We start from the raw sequence: 18730 nt of genomic DNA on the forward strand, positions 1-18730 counted from the left end.
GTCACCCGCGCGGGTGAGCCCCGAGTGCCGCCGAATCAGCCCTGGGGCCGCAGCACACCACGCTCGTACGCCCAGATAACGACGTGGATGCGATCGGGCAGGCCGAGCTTGGCGAGAACCGCCTTGACGTGCGTCTTGACGGTGTTCCCCGACAGGAACAGCCGTCGGGCGATGTCGTCGTTGGATGCTCCGGTCGCCAGCATCCTCGCGACATCCCGCTCGCGCGGGCTCAGCACCTCGAGCGCCGCGGCCGGGTCGCTCGAGGGCGCACCCTCCCGGACGAAGCCGAGCAGCGCCTGCGTCGCCCGCGGCGACATCACCGGCTCGCCGGCCGCGACCGCGATGATCGCATCGGCGAGCGCCTCAGGGCTGGCATCTTTCGTCAAGAACCCGCTCGCACCCTCGCGCACGGCGCCGAAGACGTACTCGTCGAGGTCGAAGGTCGTGAGCACCAGCACGCGCGCCTGCGGCCGCATCCGCAGAACCTCCCGCGTCGCCGCGATGCCGTCGATTCCCGGCATCCGGATATCCATGAGCACGACGTCGACCGCGTGCGCGCGCACGAAGGCGATCGCCTCATCGCCCGACGTCACTGAGCCGACGACATCGAGCCGCGCATCGCGCTTCAGCATCGCCGTCACCGCCTCGCGGAACAGCGCCTGGTCGTCGGCGAGCAGCACACGGACACTCATGGGGTCGCATCCATTCCGATCTCGGCATCCATGCGTGGAAGCTGCACTCGAACGGTCCAGCCCGAGCGCTCCGCGGTCTGGGCGCTCAGCATTCCGTCCGCGCTGCGCACCCGCTCGGCCATGCCGATCAGGCCCATTCCTGCTCCAGGGCTCCGCTCAGATGTCACGCCGGAGCCACCGTCATCGACGACCGTCACCACGACCGCCTCCGCCGTCCAGCGCATCCGCACGTCGATGCGCCGCGGCGGCGCTGTGTGCCGGATGGCATTGGCGAGCGCCTCGCGCATCGCGTGATGCAGCGCGATCCGCGCCGGAGCATCCAGCTGCCCCCTGGCCCCTTCCTCGACGAACGTCGTCTCGGTCTCGGCGCTTCGAGCGGCATCGACGTCGGCGCGGATCACGTCGAGATCGGGGACGGGTTCACGCGGAGCATCCGAGCCCGCGGCCACGATCCCTCGCATCCCCCGCAGCGCCTCACGTCCGGTGTCGACCACGACCGACATCGCTCTGGCGCTCTCATCCGGGTCTTCGCGCACGTAGGCACGGGCGACCTCCGCCTGCGCGATCATCACCGTCATCGAGTGCGCGACGACGTCGTGCAGATCGCGGTTGATGCGCATCCGCTCCTGCGCGATCGCCGCCTGGACACGGGCGCGATCGCGGTCGTCGGCCTGCTGCCTGCGCAGCTGCTGAAGCATCCCGATCGCCCACGCCACCGAGACGAGCGCGATCAGGCCCACGAGCATCCCCCACCTCACCTGGGGGTCGAGCACGGACATCGGCATGAACGTGATGATCACTGCGCCGAGCACACCGATGCCCAGCGCACCGAGTCCGAGCAGGCGGCTGCGCTGGATCACGACCTGGGCCAGACACAGGAGGAAGGCGGCCGACGACGGATACACCGCCGCTGGGACGCCGTCAGAACCGGGCATCGCGGCGAGCGCGAGCATCGCGACGCTGGCAGCCACGAACGACGCGACAGGGAGCCGCAGTGCGAGGAACGACAACGCATGGAGGGCGACGAACAGCAGGGCCAGGATCACCACGAGCGGAGTCGCGACAGAGTTCGGCTCCTGCACGAGCGCGAGCAGGCTCGAAGGCAGCAGCACGATCGTCAGCGCTGCCGCGAGCATCACATCGGGGCGGCCGATGCTCCGCCAACCGCCGATGGAGGCGCTTCTCGTCTCACCTGCAGGCACGGCCCCATGGTGTCACAGCGTCCATGACCGCGAATCGCCCGCGCGGGTGATCCTTACGCCCACCGCCGGCACCACTCATACATGATCACCGCTCCGGCCGCGCTCGCGTTGATCGAACGCGTCGACCCGTACTGGGTGATCTCGATGTGTCCTGAAGCCGCCGCGATCGCCTCTTCGGTGAGCCCTGGCCCCTCCTGCCCGAACAGCAGCACGCAGCGCTCCGGCAGATCGGTCTTGTCGACCGGCACGGCGCCCTCGACATTGTCAACCGCGATGATCGGGATGCCCTCGCCAGCCGCCCACTCGGCGAACGATGCGACATCCTCGTGGTGCACTACGTGCTGATACCGGTCCGTCACCATCGCTCCGCGCTTGTTCCAGCGGCGTCGGCCGATGATGTGCACTGTGTCGGCGAGGAAGGCATTGGCGCTGCGCACGATCGAGCCGATGTTCATGTCGTGCTGCCAGTTCTCGATCGCGACATGGAACGGATGACGACGAGTGTCGAGGTCGGCCACGATCGCCTCCATGCGCCAGTACCGGTAGCGGTCGATGACATTGCGGGTGTCGCCGAGCTCGAGCAGCTCTGGATCGTACTGCTCCGCCTGGGGCCACTGCCCTGCGCCCCCTGGCCAAGGGCCGACGCCGTGGGTGGTGCGCTCCGGCGTCTGCTCTTCCATCCAGCCAGGTTATCCGCCTCGCCATAGATTTCGGTGTGCCTAAAAATGGTCTATGGTTTCGGTGTGCCTAAAAATATGACGATGGTTGCCCCGGTGGCCCGCGCCACACCTCCTCGGAGCCTCTGGCTCCTCGGGCCCGCTCTCGTGGCGGGCGTCGCGTATCTCGATCCAGGCAACGTCGCGAGCAACATGACCGCCGGGGCCGAGTACGGATACCTGCTGGTGTGGATCGTGCTCGCCGGCAACGTGATGGCCTGGCTCATCCAGTACCTCTCGGCCAAGCTCGGCGTCGTCACAGGGCAGAGCCTGCCCGAGGTGCTGGGCACGCGCCTGGGCAACAAATGGGGCCGTCGTGCCTATTGGCTACAGGCCGAGCTCGTCGCGATGGCGACCGACCTCGCCGAGGTGATCGGCGGCGCCGTCGCCCTGAACCTGCTCTTCGATGTGCCGCTGCTGCTCGGCGGATTCCTCACCGGTGCGGTCTCGATGATCCTGCTCGCCGTGCAGTCCCGGCGGGGTGCCAGGCCGTTCGAGTTCGTGATCATCGGGCTCATGGTGATCATCACCGTCGGCTTCCTCGCCGGAGTGTTCATCGCCCCGCCGGACGCGGGCAGCGTCGTCGCGGGCATCGTCCCCCGCTTCGAGGGCACGGGCTCCGTACTGCTCGCGGCTTCCATTCTCGGCGCCACGATCATGCCGCACGCGATCTATGCGCACTCCGCCCTGAGCCGTGACCGATTCGGATCGAACTCCCGCCGCCTGCCCGCGGATGCCGAGGCCGAGGCCGCCCGCACCGAGACCTCACGCATCCGCCGGCTGCTCACCGCAACGCGCTGGGACGTGTCGATCGCCATGATCATCGCCGGATCGGTGAACCTCGGCATCCTGCTCCTGGCAGCCGCCAATCTCGCCGGCGTCGAGGGCACAGACTCGTTGGAGGGCGCCCACGCGGCCCTCGCCGCCGGCCTCGGCCCCGTGGTCGCGACGTTCTTCGCCGTCGGCCTCCTCGCCTCAGGACTCGCATCGACGTCGGTCGGCGCCTACGCGGGCGCGGAGATCATGCACGGGCTGCTGCACGTGCGCATCCCGTTGCTCGCGCGCCGGCTGATCACCCTGATCCCGGCCCTCGTGATCCTCGGCGTCGGCGTCGATCCGACGCTCGCGCTCGTGCTGAGCCAGGTCGTGCTGTCGTTCGGCATCCCGTTCGCCCTGATCCCGCTCGTCGCGCTCACGGCGCAGAAGCGCACGCTCGGCAGATGGGCGAACCGGGTCTGGACGACCACCGCCGGCGTCATCGCCTCCGTGCTGCTGATCGCCCTGAACGCGGCCCTGCTCTGGCTGCTGATCTCGGGGGCGTGAACGACGACGCCTAAGCTGGACGCGTGGCCTCCCCCGCAGCTGACGACTACCTGAAGACGGTGTACGCGCACACCGAATGGCAGGACGCGGCGATCACCCCGTCTCAGCTCGCCGCGAAGCTCGGCATCGCCCCGTCGAGCGTCACCGAGATGGTCAAGAAGCTCGCCGCATCGGGGCTCGTCTCGCACGTGCCCTACGGCGCCGTGCGCCTGACCGACGCCGGTGAGGCCCGTGCCCTAGCGATGGTGCGCCGGCACCGGCTCATCGAGACCTGGCTGGTGCAGGAGTTCGGCTACGCGTGGGACGAGGTGCACGACGAGGCCGAGGTCCTCGAGCACACGATCAGCGATCGGCTGCTCGAGGGGATCGATGCGCGGCTCGGTCACCCTCGCTTCGACCCGCACGGCGATGCGATTCCGGATGCCGCGGGCGAGGTCGTCCGCGAGCCGTTCGTGCTGCTGGCCTCTGCCGATGTCGGTCACACCGGGCGCGTGCTGCGGGTCAGCGACGTCGATCCGCAGCTGCTGCGCGAGATCGAGGCATCCGGGCTCGGCGTCGGGCACACGGTCATCGTGACCGTCGAGGGCATCGAGGTCGACGGCTCGTCCGTTGCTCTGCCGGATGGTGCGGCCGAGGCGATCTGGCTCGCGGCGTAGCATCCGCGCGCCGCCTGTTGCTCCCGGCGCCTGTTGCTCCCGGCGCCTGTTGCTCCCGTCTGAGGCGCGACCAATAGGCTGTGCACATGGCTCACCGCGACGACATCGAATGCTGGCTCACCGACATGGACGGCGTGCTCGTCCATGAGAACGACGCCATCCCCGGTGCATCCGAGCTGCTCGCAGGGTGGGAGGCCAATGGCATCCCGTACCTGGTGCTGACGAACAACTCGATCTTCACCGCCCGCGACCTCGCCGCACGCCTCCGCGCAAGCGGGCTGCACGTGCCGGAGGAGCGCATCTGGACCTCGGCGCTCGCCACAGCGGACTTCCTCGCGCAACAGGTGCCCGGCGGATCGGCGTTCGTGATCGGTGAGGCGGGCATCCTCACCGCGCTGCACGACGCCGGCTTCGTGATGACCGAGACGAACCCCGATTTCGTCGTCGTCGGCGAGACCCGCAACTACTCGTTCGAGGCGATCACGAAGGCGATCCGCCTGATCAACAAGGGTGCGCGATTCATCGTCACCAACCCGGATGCCACCGGCCCCAGCGTCGACGGTCCGCTCCCGGCGACCGGCGCCATCGCCGCGCTCATCACCAAGGCCACCGGCAAGGAGCCGTACGTGGTCGGCAAGCCGAACCCGATGATGTTCCGGTCGGCGCTCAACAAGATCGGCGCGCACTCGAAGAAGACCGGCATGATCGGCGACCGCATGGACACCGACATCGTCGCCGGCATCGAGGCGGGCCTCCACACGGTGCTCGTGCTCACCGGCATCAGCGATCAGGCCGAGATCGAGAAGTACCCGTTCCGCCCCGACGAGATCGTGGACTCGGTCGCCGACCTGCTGCCCACCATCACCGGAACGATCCCCACGGTCTGAATCGGAAGGGCATGGGCTGACGTGGGTGTTCTCGACGACGGCGACCGGATCACGGCGGCAGATGTCGCCGACTGGCGCGCCTGGCTCGAAGAGCATCACGCGAGCGCGGGCGGCGTGTGGCTGCTGAACGTGCGCGGTGCGGGTCCGGGGTCGTCACTCGAGTACGAGGATGCCGTCCGGCAGGCGCTCTGCTTCGGGTGGATCGACGGCCCAGTGCGGACGCTCGCCGAGGGGAACGGTCAGTGGTTCTCGCCACGGCGGCCGTCGAGCGGCTGGGCGGCGACGAACAAGGCACGGCTCGCTGCGCTCGAGGCTGACGGGCTGCTGGCTCCGGCCGGCATCCGGGCGATCGAGGTCGCGAAGGCGAACGGCACGTGGGAGATGCTCGATGGCCCAGAGGCCGGGATAGAGCCCGACGATTTCACCGCGGCACTGGATGCCGTCCCCGCCGCCCGCCCGAACTGGGACGGGTTCCCGAAGTCGGTGAAGAAGCTCGGGCTGACGCTCATCGCGACGGCTCGCCGGGACGAGACGCGATCGGCCCGCATCGCGAAGATCGTGGCGGATGCCGCAGAAGGGAAGCGCCCATGAACCAGCAGGACCTGCTGTTCCTCGTGCTGATCCTCATCACCCTGTCGACGCTCACGATCATCATCGTGCAGTTCGTGCGCTCGCGCCGCCGCGGCGGCTCAGACGACTCACGGGGCTCCGGCAACTGGTGGGAAGGGCCCTGGGACGACGACCGGAAGAGCTGACGGCGCGGTCACTCCTCCTCGGAGCGGGCAGGGGTCGCGAACGGCTGTCTCGGCGCGACTTTGACCGCCACATGCGACCCCCGCGCGCGAGCTCCCTCCCCGACTGAGCGGGCAGGGGTCGCGAACGGCTGCCTCGGCGCGACTTTGACCGCCGCATGCGACCTCCGCGCGCGAGCGCGCTCCCCGGCCCTCAGCCCTTGGCGAGCTCCAGGCCGCGCAGTTCGGCGACGGGCTCCGGCATCCTGAGCGGACCGGCACCGGGCGTGATCGTGCCCAGGATGCGCGGCTCGCGCGCTCCGGTTCCTCCAGGGGTCACGGCTGCGACGCCATGCATCGTGCACCACCCGATCAGGGCGAACAGGATCGCCTCCTTCGCATCCGCCGGTGCTCCGAGCTCGTCTGCGAGGACGATTTCGGTCTCGAGGAGGGCCGCGCGCAGTCCGTCCATGATGAGCGGGTTGTGGCATCCACCGCCCGAGACGGCGAGGAACCGGATGCCGGCAGCGCGCACATCCTGCGCGACCGTGCGGACGGTGAGCTCGGTGAGCGTGCGGACGAGGTCGGCGATCGGAAGGTCTCGTCCGAGCGCTGCGACGTGCTCGCGCACGTATGCGAGGTGGAAATGCTCTTTGCCGGTGCTCTTCGGGGCGGCGAGCGCGTAGTACGGGTCTGCCAGCAGCGCCGCCAGCAGCTCATCGTCGACCGAGCCGGCGAGCGCGATCGCCGCATCCTCGTCGTAGCCGAGCGGGTTGAGTCCGTAGGCGCCGATGATCGCGTTCGCCGGGCCGATGTCGTATGCGGTGACGCCCGACCGGTCGACCACCGTGATGTTGGCGATGCCGCCGAGGTTCAGCGCCGCCGCGACGCCGGCGCGCTCACGCAGCAGCAGCTCGTCGAGGAAGGACACGAGGGGTGCACCGTGTCCGCCGGCGGTGATGTCGCGGATGCGCACGTCGGAGACGACGGGAGCGCCGACGGCTTCGGCGATCCAGGCCGGCTGCCCGATCTGCAGGGTGCCGCGAGCGTGGTCGTCTTCGACCCAGTGGTAGACAGTCTGACCGTGAGTGCAGACCGCATCGACGTCGCCGATGGATGCCGCAGCGCGCCGCGCGACGTCGGCGAACGCCTGCCCGATCAGGGTGTCGAGCTCGCACACCTCGGCCAGCGTGGTCGGTGCCGGAGGGAGAGCTGCGACCAGGCGCGCGCGGAGCTCAGGATCGTACGGAACACTGTCCGCGAGCAGGAGCCGGCCGCTCAGCATCCCCTCGTGCTCTTCGAAGTCGACGACCGCGACGTCGATCCCGTCGTGGGAGGTGCCGGACAGGAGGCCGAGTACGCGCATCCCTCGAGCCTACGTCGTCCCGATCTGCTGACACCTGCACGTTCAGCGGACGTCTTAGCCGTTCCCGACCGCAGATCGGGACGAACTCAGCAGATCGGGGCGTGCAAGCCGACGCGACGACCTACCGAAGCACGAACGCAGCAGCGCCGATCAGCGGGCCCTCGTCGCCGAGGCCGGAGCGCACAACGCGCGCCGCGCGCGAGTACTCATGAGCAGCGGATGCCGTCAGCGCCGCCTGCACGAGGTCGATGTAGTCCTCGGAGACCCGCGAGAACCCGCCGCCGATCGCGACCACGTCGAGGTCGACGAGGGTCGCGGCATCCGCCAGCGTCTCCCCCACCGCGCGCGCCGAGCGCTCGATCGCCGCGCGTGCGGTCGAATCGCCCGCCGCGGCATCCCGGGCCAGATCCTCACCGGTCGCACCGGTCCATCCCTGCGACTGCGCCCACGTCGCGCTCGCGGGGCCGGAGGCGATCTCCTCGAGCGTCAGCCCGCCCTCGCGGCGCATCTGGCCGAGGTGCCCGGCGTTGCCGCTCGCACCGGCGACGTACTGTCCGTCCACGACGAACCCTCCGCCGACGCCGGTCGACACCACGATCGACAGCGAGGAGCGTGCATCGCGCGTTGCGCCGAGCCAGGACTCGGCGAGCGCGAGAGCGCCGCCGTCGTGCCCGAAGACGGTGCGGACATCATGGCCGACAGTCGCGGATGCTGCGGACCGGACGGCATCCGCCAGCCCGTACCCGCGCGCCGACGGCATGTTGACCGGGAAGATCGCGCCGGTGTCTCGGTCGACGGGGCCGGCGCTGCCGACTCCGGCGCCGATGAGCTCGGCACCCTCCGGCAGAGCGGCCAGCGCGTGGCTGACGACGGCGGTGATCGCGGCATCCATCGTCGCCGACGTCGCCGCTCGACCGGTCGCCTGCCGGCTGCGGCTGCCGTCGACCAGCGCCCCGTCCGTCGTGACCAGCGCCGCCTCGAGCTTCGTGCCGCCGACGTCGACGGCGAGCGCGTAGCCGGTCACTGCGGGTCGAGGCCGAGGTCGTCGAGGTCGAAGGCGGCGCGCCACTCGAGGCCTTCGGCTTCGATCGCTGCCTGCGCACCGGTCTTCCGGTCGACGATCACGGCGACGGCCACGATCTCGGCACCCTCGCGGCGCAGCGCCTCGACGGCCTTGAGCGCCGACTGCCCCGTCGTCGAGGTGTCCTCCAGGACGACGACGCGCTTGCCCGCGACATCCGCCCCTTCGATCTGGCGGCCGCGGCCGTGGTCCTTGGGCTCCTTGCGCACGACGAAGGCGTCGAGCGGACGGCCGTTCCGCTCGGATGCTGCGGCGACCGACGCGTGCATCACCGAGTTGGCGATCGGGTCGGCTCCGAGCGTCAGTCCGCCGACCGCGACGATGTCGAGATCGCCGATGAGGTCGAGCATGATCCGGCCGATCGCGGGAGCGGCGCGGTGGTCGAGGGTGAGCTTGCGCATGTCGACGTAGTACGTCGCCTTCTTGCCGCTCGAAAGGGTGAAGTCGCCGTGGAACACCGCCTCGTCCTTGATCAGAGCGAGCAGGGACTGGCGGTCGGCTTCGAGAGTCACGGCATCCAGTGTATGGCGCGGTGACGCTGGTCACGCATGGCCGATTCGCCTATCGTGGCCGTGGATCCGCAACGTCCGGATCCACGACGCAGGGAGATCAATGTTCTCGTACGACCCGTATGCCGAACTCGCCACGCTCCGCGACTTCGCCACGCTCGAACTGACCAGCCCCGATTTCGAGGCCGGTGGACCGCTGCCGCTGTTCGCCTGGTCTGCGGGCCGCGGCGGCGAGGACCGCTCCCCCGGCCTGCAGTGGTCGCAGGCGCCGGCCGGCACCAAGAGCTTCGCGGCGTCGTGCTTCGACCCTGATGCCCCGACCGGGTCGGGATTCTGGCACTGGGCCGCCTTCGATCTGCCGGCCGACACCGCCGTGCTGCCCAGCGGCACCGGCGCCGCAGCCGCCCTGCCCGCAGGGACGAAGGTGATGCCGAACGAGGCGCGCCTGGAGCAGTACATCGGCGCGGCGCCTCCGGAGGGCACCGGCATCCACCGGTACTTCTTCGTCGTCGACGCGCTCGACGTCGAGAAGCTCGACTTGGACGGCGACGAGACGCCGGCGACCCTCGGGTTCCACCGGCACTTCCACACGCTGGCGCGCGGGGTTCTCATCGGCACCGCCGACCCCGCTGAGCGCTGACCGGGCTACTCCGAGAGGGAGTGGCCGAGGACGGACAGCGTGGCGACCTGGGCGGCCGTCGCGCTCTCTCCTCGCGTGCGGACGAGCAGTCCGACCACGGACTCGGTGACGAGCATGAGCGAAGCGCGCGACGTGTGAAGCAGCTCGTCGCGGAATGAGTCGTTGATCGGGGCGACGACGAGCGCGACGTCGGCGAACTCCGCGACCGGAGAGCGCGGGAACGACGTGATCGCGAGCACGCGCGCGCCCCCGGCCCGCGCAGCGGTCATGACATCGATGGATGCCCGGTTCACGCCGGATCCTGAGACGACCAGGCACGTCGATCCTGCTCCGAGCTGGGACGCCGTGATCTGCTGACCGAGCGTGTCAGCGACGTACTCGGCCGGGCGACCGGCCGAGGTCAGACGCATGGCGAGATCTGCGCCGACCGGCGCCGACAGCCCGTTCGCGGCGACCAGGAGCCTCGTGGCGGCATCCAGCTCGCCGACGAACGATGCCAGGGTCTCCTCTGTGACCGCCGACACCGTGTGGGCGAGCCGGGCGGAGAACCGGTCGACGGCTCCGCGCAGCGCACCGAGCATGGTGCCGTCCACCGTCTCGTCCTGCTTCGGCGCGGCCGTCGCCCTCTCCCGAGCCAGCGCGACGCGCAACTGCGGATACCCGTCGTATCCGAGCGTCTGCGCGGTGCGGATCACGGTCGCACGTCCCACCCCGACGACGTCGGCGATCTCCTGCGCGGTCCGCTCGACGGCCGCATCCGCATCCATTGCGATCCACTCGGCCACCCGGCGCTCACTGGGCTGCATCGACGGCGCCAACATCGCGATGCGGGCGGTCGGCGGGGCTTCAGCTGACCCTTGCCACATCGATCCGCTCCTCCCTCTGCACCAGGTTTCTCTGCGCCGGAGCCGCCTTGGCTCGTGGACCCTTCATGATCCTCCGCCGGATGGCACCCGAGACCGCATCCATCAGCATCGTCGCGACGACGACCACGATCAGCAGCATCCCGACCGTGTCCCACTGGCGGAAATTGGTGTAGTTCGCGAGCATACTGCCGATCCCGCCGGCGCCGACGAGACCGAGCACGGCGGACGTCCGGATGTTGATCTCGAAGCGATACAGCGCGAATGACAGCAAGGCGGGGGCGACCGCGGGCCACAAGGCCCACCGCGTGACCTCGGCCGTGTTCCCTCCGGCTGCACGCACCGCTTCGGATGCTCCTTCCTGCACGGACTCGACGGTCTCGTAGACCCACTTCGCCTGGGTTCCGATGCCGGCGATCGCCAGCGCCAGAGCTCCGGTGAACGGCGTGAGACCGGTGACCGTGAGCAGCAGCAGCGCGATGATGACCTCCGGCACGGCGCGGATGACGGCGAACAGCCCTCGAAGGGGCAGCCGCAGCCAGATCGGCCCGACGTTGCGCGCGGCGAGCATCCCGAGGGGAATGGAGACGATCACGCAGCCGATCGCACCGATCCAGGCCATCGAGAACGACCGCCACGTCTCGAACAGCGCCTGCGGAACCATCTCCCAGTTCGGCGCGGAGAACATGAGCCCGAGGTAGTGCGCGACCTCGCCGGGCAGCGACCCCAGATCGCTCCACGGGATCGGCAGCCCCACGGCGGATGCGAGCACCACGGCGCCGACGATGACGGCGACCACGGTGGGGGTGATTCGGGACGGATGCCGCGGCACCTCCAGACCGGTCGCCGACGGGGCGGTGAGGACGCTCATACGAGCCTCCTTCGCAGGAAGTTCGAGAAGATCTCGATGAGCACGACGACGACGAGGATCTCGAGGACGATCACCGCGACATCGTCGTAGGCGTAGAACGCACGGCGCTCGTCGAGCAGGCGCCCGATGCCGCCGGCGCCGACGATGCCGAGAATCGCGGAGATGCGGACGTTGAGCTCCAGGGTGTACAGCCACTGATTCGCGAACAGCGGCCACGTCTGCGGCAGCACCCCTCGGCGATTGATCTGCGTCTGCGTCCCGCCTGCCGCGCGGCCGGCTTCGATGATCGGCAGATCGGTCGCGTCGATCGCCTCGGAGACGAGCTTGACGATGATGCCGAGGTCGAACAGGAACAGCGTGATGAGTCCTGGCAGGGCTCCGACGCCGACCATCGCAACGAGAACCGTGGCGTAGACGAGGTCGGGGACGGAGCGGACGACGTTGATGATCGTGCGGACGAGGACGCGGGTCGGCGCGTTCGGATTGGTCGGAGCGGCGGCCCACAGAGTCAGCGGCACGGAGACGACGGCGGCGAGGGCGGCACCGACCACCGCCATCTGGAGCGTCTCGAGCATCGGCCCGATCGTGCGCGGCAGGAATCCGAAGTCTGGTTGCAGGAACTGCACCAGCAGCCCCGAGCCGTTGCTCCAATTGCGGATGAGAGCACCGACGTCGAGCTCGATGCCGCCGATCGCGGGGATGCAGGTCGCGACGGTGAATGCGGCGAAGGCGAGAAAGACGAGCGCCGTGCGCACGCGCGAGCGCGGCTTGGGCGGAACCTCTGCTGAGCGTGCGGCGGAAAGGCTGCTCGTCATGCGCCCAGCACATCCCGCGGCTGGATCGGACGCCCGTAGATCTGCTCGAAGTCGTGATCGGTGGCTGCAGCGGCCTGGCCGTCGTAGACCACCTCTCCCGCACGCAGGCCGATCATCCTGGTCGTGTACTGCCGAGCAAGATCCATCAGGTGGATGTTGACGAGCACGGTGAGCTGCTCGTCACGGTTGACCCGGCGCAGATCGTGCATGACCGCGTGAGCCGTTGGCGGGTCGAGGCTCGCGACCGGCTCGTCGGCGAGCATCACACTGGGCTGCTGCATGAGCGCCCTCGCGATCGCGACGCGCTGCTTCTGACCGCCGGAGAGCTGTCCGGCCCTGTTCCACACCTTCTCCAGCATCCCGACGGAATCCAGCGAGCGCAGCGCGAGCTCGCGATCCTGAGCGGTCGTGACCCCGAGCAGCGTCCGCCAGGTCGGCGTCCGCGCAAAGCTCCCGACGAGGACGTTGCGGTAGACGTCCGAGCGGTCCGCGAGGTTGAAGCCCTGGAAGATCATGCCGATGCGGCCGCGCAGCTCGCGGAGTGCGCGGCCGCGCATGCCGGTGACCGTGTGCGGGCCGACGGTCACCGTGCCGGATGACGCGGGCACCAGGCCGTTGATGGTGCGGATCAGGGTCGACTTGCCCGAGCCGGAGAGGCCGACGATCGAGACCATCTCACCTGCGGCGATGTCGAGTGAGACGCCGCTGAGGGCCCTGGTGCCGGTGGGGTAGGTGACCGACACGTCGTCGAGACGGATCGACCACGACGCGGAGGCCGGGGACGTCCCGACCTCCGCGTGCAGTGGATCAATGCGCATGTTCCTGCTTCGTCAGTTGGCGAACTGGGCGAGGATCTCGCCGTAGCGGGTGATCTCGTCCTCGGCGGTCTCGCTGGTCCAGTCCGACAGGCCGACGAGGTCGAACATGACCGACGCGGCCTCCTCGGAGGAATCGGCGTACTCGTCGAGCAGCGTGGTCAGTTCTTCGACGAGGTCATCGGGGAGCGCGGAGTTCACCGCGACGCCGCCATTGGGGATCATCTCGGTGTAGGCGAAGGCGACCACCTCGTCCGCGATGTCCGGCGCCTCCTCGGCGACAGTGGTGCGGGCATCCCAGTAGCCGAAGCTGACCTCGGCGTCGCCGTTGTACACCGCGAGGACCGCGTTGTTGTTGCCCTCGACGGGGACCTGCGTGATCCCGGCATCCGTGTCGACGCCCTGCTCGCGCATCGCGACGACGGGGTACTGGTAGCCGGCGGGCGATGTCGCCGCCTGCAGGGCGACCTTCGTGCCGTCGGTGATCTTGCCGAGCGCCTCGACGGCGGCCGGGCCCGATCCCGTCGACTCCGCTCCGGCCTCTTCGATGCCGTTGCACGATGACAGCTCGATGCCGCTGGCCGCGTACGTCGACATGACCGGCTCGTCGTCGCAGTACTTGTCGGGGTTGTTCGTGTAGGCCACGGCCGCGTACGAGGTTGCTCCGAAGCGCACGTCGCGCAGGATCAGCTCGGCGTCGTAGCGGTCGATCGCGTTGTAGAGCGACCCGGCGTCGGTGATGATGACCTGCGCCTGGTCGGTGCCGAGCGCTTCGACGGTGGCGGCGTAGTCGGATGCGACGACGCCATCGACCTCGATGCCGAGGTTCTCGGAGAGGTACGCGGTGAGCGGGTCGAGCGCCTGGGCGAGGTCTTCGCCCTCGACCGAGGGGACGAGCGACAGGGTGATGGACTCGGGCCATTCGGTCGCCTCGTCGGCTGAACCGTCCGCCGGCGTGCTGCTGCAGCCGGCGAGCGTGAGGACGGCGACCGCGGCGACGCCCGCGGTGAGCAGGGACTTACGCATGGAGATCATGCCTTTCGGTGTGGGTGGTGCGGGTGGGGGTACTGGATGCCGCGCCTGCGGCCCAGGCTTCGATGTCGCCGTACAGGTCGGCGATGGTGCGTGCACGCATCGTCACGCGCTCGGGAGAGCGCTCGGCGGTCGCACCGACCAGCGCTGTCGCGGCGCCCAGCTCGGCGGCGGGCGCCAGGTCGAACTCGAAGATGTCGCCGACCGAGAGCACGGGTCCCGCAGCGCATGCGGCGCGGAGGATGGGATACAGGCCAGCCGGCTTGCCGACCGTGAAGTGCAGGTCGTCGAACAGATCGGCGACGTTCCACCGGTCGAGCACGGGGAGGATGCCGGCACCGGGCGCGTTGGTTGCGAGGACGAGGCGTGCCGAGGGTCGGATGCGGGTGAGGAAGCCGGCCAGCCCGCTCGGTGGGGTGATCGCGGCGCGCTCGGTTCCGAGCAGCGCCCGCGACGACTGATAGGCGGATTCGAGGGCCTCGGCGGAGAGTCCCTGCTCGCCGGCGAGACTGCTGATGACGTCGTATCCGTCCCGCGCGTCGCGCTCACCGCGCTCGAACGCCGAGACCGCCTCCATGGCGCGGTCGGTGAACGGCGCATCGCCGCAGGCCGTCGCGACAGCGCTGGCGAAGGCCTCGAGCGGACCAGCGCCGAGCGCGATGGTCCCGTCGAAGTCGAGGACGATGGTGACGCTCACTGCTCTCCTGATCACTGGTTCGTACGATCTGCGGACGATGCGTCCACAGTGACAGTCGTGTATGGACGATTCGCCCCTCGGGCGTGAACGTCTCGTGAACTCCACGACCAGCGTCGGCATCCGGACGTCCGACACCGCCCGTAGGCTGGATGCATGCGCCTGGCCACCTGGAACATCAACTCCATTCGCACCCGCGTCTCCCGCGCCGTCGACTTCGCCGTCCGGGAAGACATCGACGTGCTCGCGCTGCAGGAGATCAAGTGCAAGCCTGAGCAGTTCCCGTACGAGCCGTTCGAGGCCGCGGGCTACCACGTCGAGGCGCACGGCCTGAATCAGTGGAACGGCGTCGCGATCGCGAGCCGCCTTCCGATCACCGACGTCGAGACGTCGTTCGCGGGGATGCCGGGGTTCGCGAAGGGCCATGAGGGCCCGGATGCCCCGCTCGAGGCGCGCGCGATCGGAGCCACGATCGACGGCGTGAAGGTGTGGAGCCTGTACGTGCCCAACGGCCGCTCGCTCGACGACCCGCACTACGCGTACAAGCTGCACTGGCTGGAGCAGCTGCGGCGGGCCACCGCCGCCGAGCTGCAGGCGAAGCCCGATCTGCCGCTGGCGCTGGTGGGCGACTTCAACATCATCCCGCTGCCCGAGGACAACGGCGACCCCGACATCGTCGAGGGCGTCTCGACGCATGTCTCGCCGCAGGAGCGCGAGGCGTTCTTCGCCTTCAAGGATGCAGGGCTCGTGGACGTCGTCCGCCCGCTCATCCCCGAAGGATTCACGTACTGGGACTACCAGCGGCTGAAGTTCCCCCGCAACGAGGGCATCCGCATCGACTTCGTCCTGGGGTCCCGTGCGCTGGCGGATGCCGTGACCGGAGCATCCATCCACCGGAACGAGCGCAAGGGCGAGCAGCCCAGCGACCACGTCCCGGTGGTCGTCGACCTCGCCTTCGACACCGCCGAGGACGACGACGACATGCCGATGATCTTCGCCTGAGCCGCTCCCGCTACGACCCCATCACACCGGTGCGGATCTCGCCCTCCGCCGGCGCGTAGCGCAGACTGACAGCACCGCCGCCACCCGCCTCGGCACCGAGCAGCGTGAGGTTCGCCGCGGCCGCGCCGTCCGGGAAGACCTTCTTCCCTCGACCGAGCACGAGCGGATACACCCACAGCTGCAGAACGTCGAAGAGCTGCCCGTCCAGCAGGGTGTGGACGAAGTCGATGCTGCCGATCACGTGCACGTCCTCGTGCTTCTCGCGAAGCCGCGCGAGCTCCGCAGGCAGGTCGTCGCCGATGCGCGTCGAGCCCTGCCAGTCGAGCGCGAGATCGGCGTTCCTGGATGCCACGTACTTCGGCACCCGATCGAACAGCCGGCCGATCGAACCCTCCGGCCCCGTCGTGTGCTGCGGCCAGTACCCGGCGAAGATGTCGTAGGTCCGCCGACCCAGAAGGAGGGCGTCGAGGGTCGACATACCGTCCATGACCCAGCGGCCGACGGCGTCGTCGGGGACACCCGCCTGCCACCCACCGAATGGGAATCGCCCTGAAGTGTCCTCCTCCGGCCCGCCTGGCGCCTGCGCCACGCCATCCAGGGTGGTGAACAGGTCGATTATGATGCGCCCGGTCATGATCGCTCCTTCGCCGTGAGGTTCTTCTTCAGCGTCCTCCGTTCCCGGCCGTCTGTCGACTGGTTCTCGCGGCAGAATCCGCCGCATGGCGGATGCCGCGGCATCCGGTCGCCCGTACCGTTGAGGCATGTCCGCATCCTCCCGCGCGCTCACGACGCGTCAGCGCCAGACCGACGCGCTGCTGGCCGTCGTCATCTTCGTCGCCGGCGTCATCAGCGCAGCCCTGTCGGCGATCTCGGAGATCTACGGCGACGACCAGGCACCGCTGTGGCAGGCCCTGATCTACCTCGCGGTGGTGTCCGCACCGCTGGCGTTCCGCCGGGTGTGGCCGGCACCCGTCGCGATCCTCGTGTCGGTGGCCTACTTCGTCTCGGTCACGCTCCATCTGCCCGAGATCTACGCCGGCAACATCGCCGTGTTCATCGCCCTCTACACAGTGGGGGCCTGGATGGCGAATCGCCGTGCCGCGATGATCGTGCGTGTCGCGATCATCGTCGGGATGTTCGCGTGGCTGCTGATCACTATGTACCGCGACGCGATCGACGCCGCCCGCGAGGAGGACGTGATCGCCGGTGCCATGTCGCCCTATCTCGCCTTCATGCTGCTGAACCTGCTGATCAACGTGCTGTACTTCGCCGGGGCCTACTTCTTCGGCGAGCACGCCTGGAACTCCGCCATGCAGCGCCAGGCTCTCGAGCAGCGCACGGTCGACCTGGAGCGTGAGCGCGAGGTCACCGCTGCCCAGGCCGTCGCGCTCGAGCGGGTGCGGATCGCACGCGAGCTGCACGACGTCGTCGCTCATCACGTATCGGTGATGGGCGTGCAGGCCGGGGCTGCCCGCATGGTCATCGACCAGGACCCGGCGAAGTCCAAGGAGATGCTCGGCGGCATCGAGACCTCTGCGCGTGAGGCGATCAGCGAACTGCGTCACCTGCTCGAGACACTGCGCTCGTCGGACGCGGAGGGCGACGATGCGCCGTCAACCGTCGGACTGGCGGACATCGAGAGCCTCGTCGAGGCCTCGGACGCCGCAGGACTTCCGACGCGATTCACGGTCGTCGGCGATGAGCGTCCAGTGCCGTCGGTGGTGCAGGTGAACCTGTATCGGATCGCCCAGGAGTCGCTCACGAACGCACGGCGTCACGCCGGCCCCGCCGCGACGGCCGATGTGCGGCTGCGCTACACGGACGATGACGTCGAGCTCGAGGTGGTCAACACCGGCCGGAGACTCCTTGCTCCCCGCCCTGGCATGGGGCAGCTGGGCATGCGCGAGCGCGCGCTGGCTTCCGGCGGCGCGATCGAATCCGCACCGCGCGAGCAGGGCGGATGGCGCGTGCGCGCGCAGATCCCGCTGACCTCACCCGCGCTGACCGGAGCATCCGCATGACCGCACTGCATGCGAACGACAAGATCCGCGTGCTGCTCGTCGACGATCACGCGATGCTGCGGGCCGGATTCCGGACGATCCTCGACAGCCAGCCCGACATCACCGTGGTCGGCGAGGCTGCGACGGGCGCCGAGGCGGTGGCGCAGGCATCCGCCCTGAGGCCGGACGTCATCAGCATGGACGTGCAGATGCCCGACATGGACGGCATCGAAGCCACGCGCCGGATCGTCGCCGACCCTGAGGTGCACGCGTCGATCGCGATCGTGACGACGTTCGATCGGGACGACTACCTGTTCAGCGCGCTGGATGCCGGCGCGAGCGGGTTCCTGCTCAAGAACAGCGGGCCGGAGGATCTCGTCTCAGCGGTTCGGGTCCTCGCCGCGGGCGACGGGATGCTCGCACCGGAGGTGACGCGCCGTGTTGTCCAGCGGTACGCGGGCGCTTCGTCCGGCGAGGATGCGGTGCCGACGGCATCCGCCGCGATACGACCCGCAGAGCCGTTCACCGACCGAGAGGCCGAGGTGCTGGCGCTCATGGCCGAGGCGATGAGCAACGCCGAGATCGCAGCGTCGCTGTTCATCGGTGAGGCGACCGTGAAGACCCACGTCTCGCGCATCCTGCAGAAGCTCGGCGCACGCGACCGCGTGCAGGCCGTGGTGCTGGCGCTGCGCGGCGGGCTCGCCTAGCTGTGATGTCCAGGCAGGTTGTTGATTCTGCTGACGGGCGCGGCTCCGACTGCGGAGTGGTGCCTGTGATGATTGTAGAAGTGCAGCCAGCCGGGTAGCGCGTCTCGGCGTTCGGATTCGGATCCGTA

Annotated in this window: 22 protein-coding genes and 1 pseudogene; 9 read left to right on the forward strand and 14 right to left on the reverse strand. The window is 69.2% G+C overall.

Features of this window, described 5'->3' with window-relative positions:
- Positions 1-35: 35 nt before the first annotated feature.
- Genes KHB019_RS14855 through KHB019_RS14865 form a run of 3 tightly spaced genes read right to left on the reverse strand, consistent with a single transcriptional unit; the run spans position 36 to position 2574 of the window.
- On the reverse strand, positions 36-692 hold the full coding sequence (locus tag KHB019_RS14855; protein WP_337459335.1) for a response regulator transcription factor: 657 nt from the start codon (positions 690-692) through the stop codon (positions 36-38).
- Positions 689-1894 (reverse strand): sensor histidine kinase, encoded by a 1206-nt coding sequence (locus KHB019_RS14860; protein ID WP_337459336.1) that lies wholly within the window; start codon positions 1892-1894, stop codon positions 689-691. Before KHB019_RS14860 ends, KHB019_RS14855 begins: the two co-directional genes overlap by 4 nt.
- A gap of 53 nt (positions 1895-1947) precedes the next feature.
- Positions 1948-2574, reverse strand: a complete 627-nt coding sequence (locus KHB019_RS14865; RefSeq protein WP_337459337.1) for a TrmH family RNA methyltransferase — start codon at positions 2572-2574, stop codon at positions 1948-1950.
- Positions 2575-2649: 75 nt separating this feature from the next.
- Here KHB019_RS14865 and KHB019_RS14870 point away from each other — a divergent pair, with 75 nt between their 5' ends.
- From KHB019_RS14870 to KHB019_RS14890, 5 genes are all read left to right on the forward strand, one after another.
- On the forward strand, positions 2650-3933 hold the full coding sequence (locus KHB019_RS14870; RefSeq protein WP_337459338.1) for an Nramp family divalent metal transporter: 1284 nt from the start codon (positions 2650-2652) through the stop codon (positions 3931-3933).
- A gap of 23 nt (positions 3934-3956) precedes the next feature.
- Positions 3957-4589, forward strand: coding sequence for a metal-dependent transcriptional regulator (locus tag KHB019_RS14875; RefSeq protein ID WP_337459339.1), 633 nt, complete (start codon positions 3957-3959; stop codon positions 4587-4589).
- A gap of 86 nt (positions 4590-4675) precedes the next feature.
- The gene (locus KHB019_RS14880; protein ID WP_230102604.1) at positions 4676-5476 is read left to right on the forward strand and encodes an HAD-IIA family hydrolase; all 801 of its coding nucleotides are present in this window, start codon (positions 4676-4678) and stop codon (positions 5474-5476) included.
- A gap of 21 nt (positions 5477-5497) precedes the next feature.
- Positions 5498-6067 carry a YdeI/OmpD-associated family protein gene (locus KHB019_RS14885; RefSeq protein WP_337459340.1) on the forward strand — a complete coding sequence of 190 codons (570 nt, stop codon included), beginning with the start codon at positions 5498-5500 and terminating at the stop codon, positions 6065-6067.
- Complete coding sequence (locus KHB019_RS14890; protein WP_230102602.1) at positions 6064-6231, forward strand: hypothetical protein; 168 nt, start codon at positions 6064-6066, stop codon at positions 6229-6231. The genes KHB019_RS14885 and KHB019_RS14890 overlap by 4 nt, the downstream gene beginning before the upstream one ends.
- Before the next feature lie 190 nt (positions 6232-6421).
- On the opposite strand, the gene KHB019_RS14895 is transcribed toward KHB019_RS14890, so the two are convergent.
- From KHB019_RS14895 to pyrE, 3 genes are all read right to left on the reverse strand, one after another.
- Positions 6422-7573 carry an anhydro-N-acetylmuramic acid kinase gene (locus KHB019_RS14895; RefSeq protein ID WP_337459341.1) on the reverse strand — a complete coding sequence of 384 codons (1152 nt, stop codon included), beginning with the start codon at positions 7571-7573 and terminating at the stop codon, positions 6422-6424.
- A 121-nt stretch (positions 7574-7694) separates the two neighbouring features.
- Positions 7695-8597, reverse strand: a complete 903-nt coding sequence (locus tag KHB019_RS14900; protein WP_230102600.1) for an ROK family protein — start codon at positions 8595-8597, stop codon at positions 7695-7697.
- Positions 8594-9166: an orotate phosphoribosyltransferase gene (gene pyrE / locus KHB019_RS14905; RefSeq protein WP_230102599.1), complete on the reverse strand. Its 573-nt coding sequence runs from the start codon at positions 9164-9166 to the stop codon at positions 8594-8596. Before pyrE ends, KHB019_RS14900 begins: the two co-directional genes overlap by 4 nt.
- 100 nt (positions 9167-9266) lie before the next feature.
- Here pyrE and KHB019_RS14910 point away from each other — a divergent pair, with 100 nt between their 5' ends.
- Positions 9267-9803, forward strand: coding sequence for a YbhB/YbcL family Raf kinase inhibitor-like protein (locus tag KHB019_RS14910; protein ID WP_337459342.1), 537 nt, complete (start codon positions 9267-9269; stop codon positions 9801-9803).
- A 5-nt stretch (positions 9804-9808) separates the two neighbouring features.
- Here KHB019_RS14910 and KHB019_RS14915 read toward each other — a convergent pair whose 3' ends face one another.
- From KHB019_RS14915 to KHB019_RS14940, 6 genes are read right to left on the reverse strand one after another with little or no spacing between them, the layout of a single operon-like run.
- A complete protein-coding gene (locus KHB019_RS14915; RefSeq protein WP_230102597.1) occupies positions 9809-10669 on the reverse strand; it encodes a MurR/RpiR family transcriptional regulator in 861 nt (286 codons plus the stop codon).
- Positions 10650-11537 (reverse strand): phosphonate ABC transporter, permease protein PhnE, encoded by an 888-nt coding sequence (phnE, locus tag KHB019_RS14920; RefSeq protein WP_230102596.1) that lies wholly within the window; start codon positions 11535-11537, stop codon positions 10650-10652. The genes KHB019_RS14915 and phnE (KHB019_RS14920) overlap by 20 nt, the downstream gene beginning before the upstream one ends.
- Entirely contained in the window at positions 11534-12352 is an 819-nt protein-coding gene (gene phnE, locus KHB019_RS14925; protein ID WP_230102595.1) for a phosphonate ABC transporter, permease protein PhnE, read from the reverse strand. Before phnE (KHB019_RS14925) ends, phnE (KHB019_RS14920) begins: the two co-directional genes overlap by 4 nt.
- The gene (phnC, locus tag KHB019_RS14930) at positions 12349-13170 is read right to left on the reverse strand and encodes a phosphonate ABC transporter ATP-binding protein (protein ID WP_337459343.1); all 822 of its coding nucleotides are present in this window, start codon (positions 13168-13170) and stop codon (positions 12349-12351) included. Before phnC ends, phnE (KHB019_RS14925) begins: the two co-directional genes overlap by 4 nt.
- Positions 13171-13182: 12 nt before the next feature.
- Entirely contained in the window at positions 13183-14193 is a 1011-nt protein-coding gene (gene phnD, locus KHB019_RS14935) for a phosphate/phosphite/phosphonate ABC transporter substrate-binding protein (protein WP_230102593.1), read from the reverse strand.
- Entirely contained in the window at positions 14186-14896 is a 711-nt protein-coding gene (locus KHB019_RS14940) for an HAD family hydrolase (protein WP_325471160.1), read from the reverse strand. Before KHB019_RS14940 ends, phnD begins: the two co-directional genes overlap by 8 nt.
- Before the next feature lie 153 nt (positions 14897-15049).
- On the opposite strand from KHB019_RS14940, the gene KHB019_RS14945 reads away from it, so the two are divergent.
- Positions 15050-15895 carry an exodeoxyribonuclease III gene (locus KHB019_RS14945; RefSeq protein WP_230102591.1) on the forward strand — a complete coding sequence of 282 codons (846 nt, stop codon included), beginning with the start codon at positions 15050-15052 and terminating at the stop codon, positions 15893-15895.
- Between the two features lie 10 nt (positions 15896-15905).
- On the opposite strand, the gene KHB019_RS14950 is transcribed toward KHB019_RS14945, so the two are convergent.
- Positions 15906-16529 carry a dihydrofolate reductase family protein gene (locus KHB019_RS14950; protein ID WP_337459344.1) on the reverse strand — a complete coding sequence of 208 codons (624 nt, stop codon included), beginning with the start codon at positions 16527-16529 and terminating at the stop codon, positions 15906-15908.
- 127 nt (positions 16530-16656) lie between these two features.
- Between KHB019_RS14950 and KHB019_RS14955 the strand changes: the two genes are divergently transcribed.
- The gene (locus tag KHB019_RS14955; RefSeq protein WP_337459345.1) at positions 16657-17916 is read left to right on the forward strand and encodes a sensor histidine kinase; all 1260 of its coding nucleotides are present in this window, start codon (positions 16657-16659) and stop codon (positions 17914-17916) included.
- On the forward strand, positions 17913-18602 hold the full coding sequence (locus KHB019_RS14960; RefSeq protein WP_337459346.1) for a response regulator transcription factor: 690 nt from the start codon (positions 17913-17915) through the stop codon (positions 18600-18602). Before KHB019_RS14955 ends, KHB019_RS14960 begins: the two co-directional genes overlap by 4 nt.
- On the opposite strand, the pseudogene KHB019_RS14965 reads toward KHB019_RS14960, so the two are convergent.
- Positions 18599-18730: pseudogene (locus KHB019_RS14965) on the reverse strand (IS481 family transposase); the annotation flags it as partial. The gene KHB019_RS14960 and the pseudogene KHB019_RS14965 sit on opposite strands and share 4 nt — an antisense overlap.

Origin of the sequence: Microbacterium sp. KHB019, from assembly GCF_037285405.1 — a bacterium.
Classification (GTDB): Bacteria; Actinomycetota; Actinomycetes; order Actinomycetales; family Microbacteriaceae; genus Microbacterium.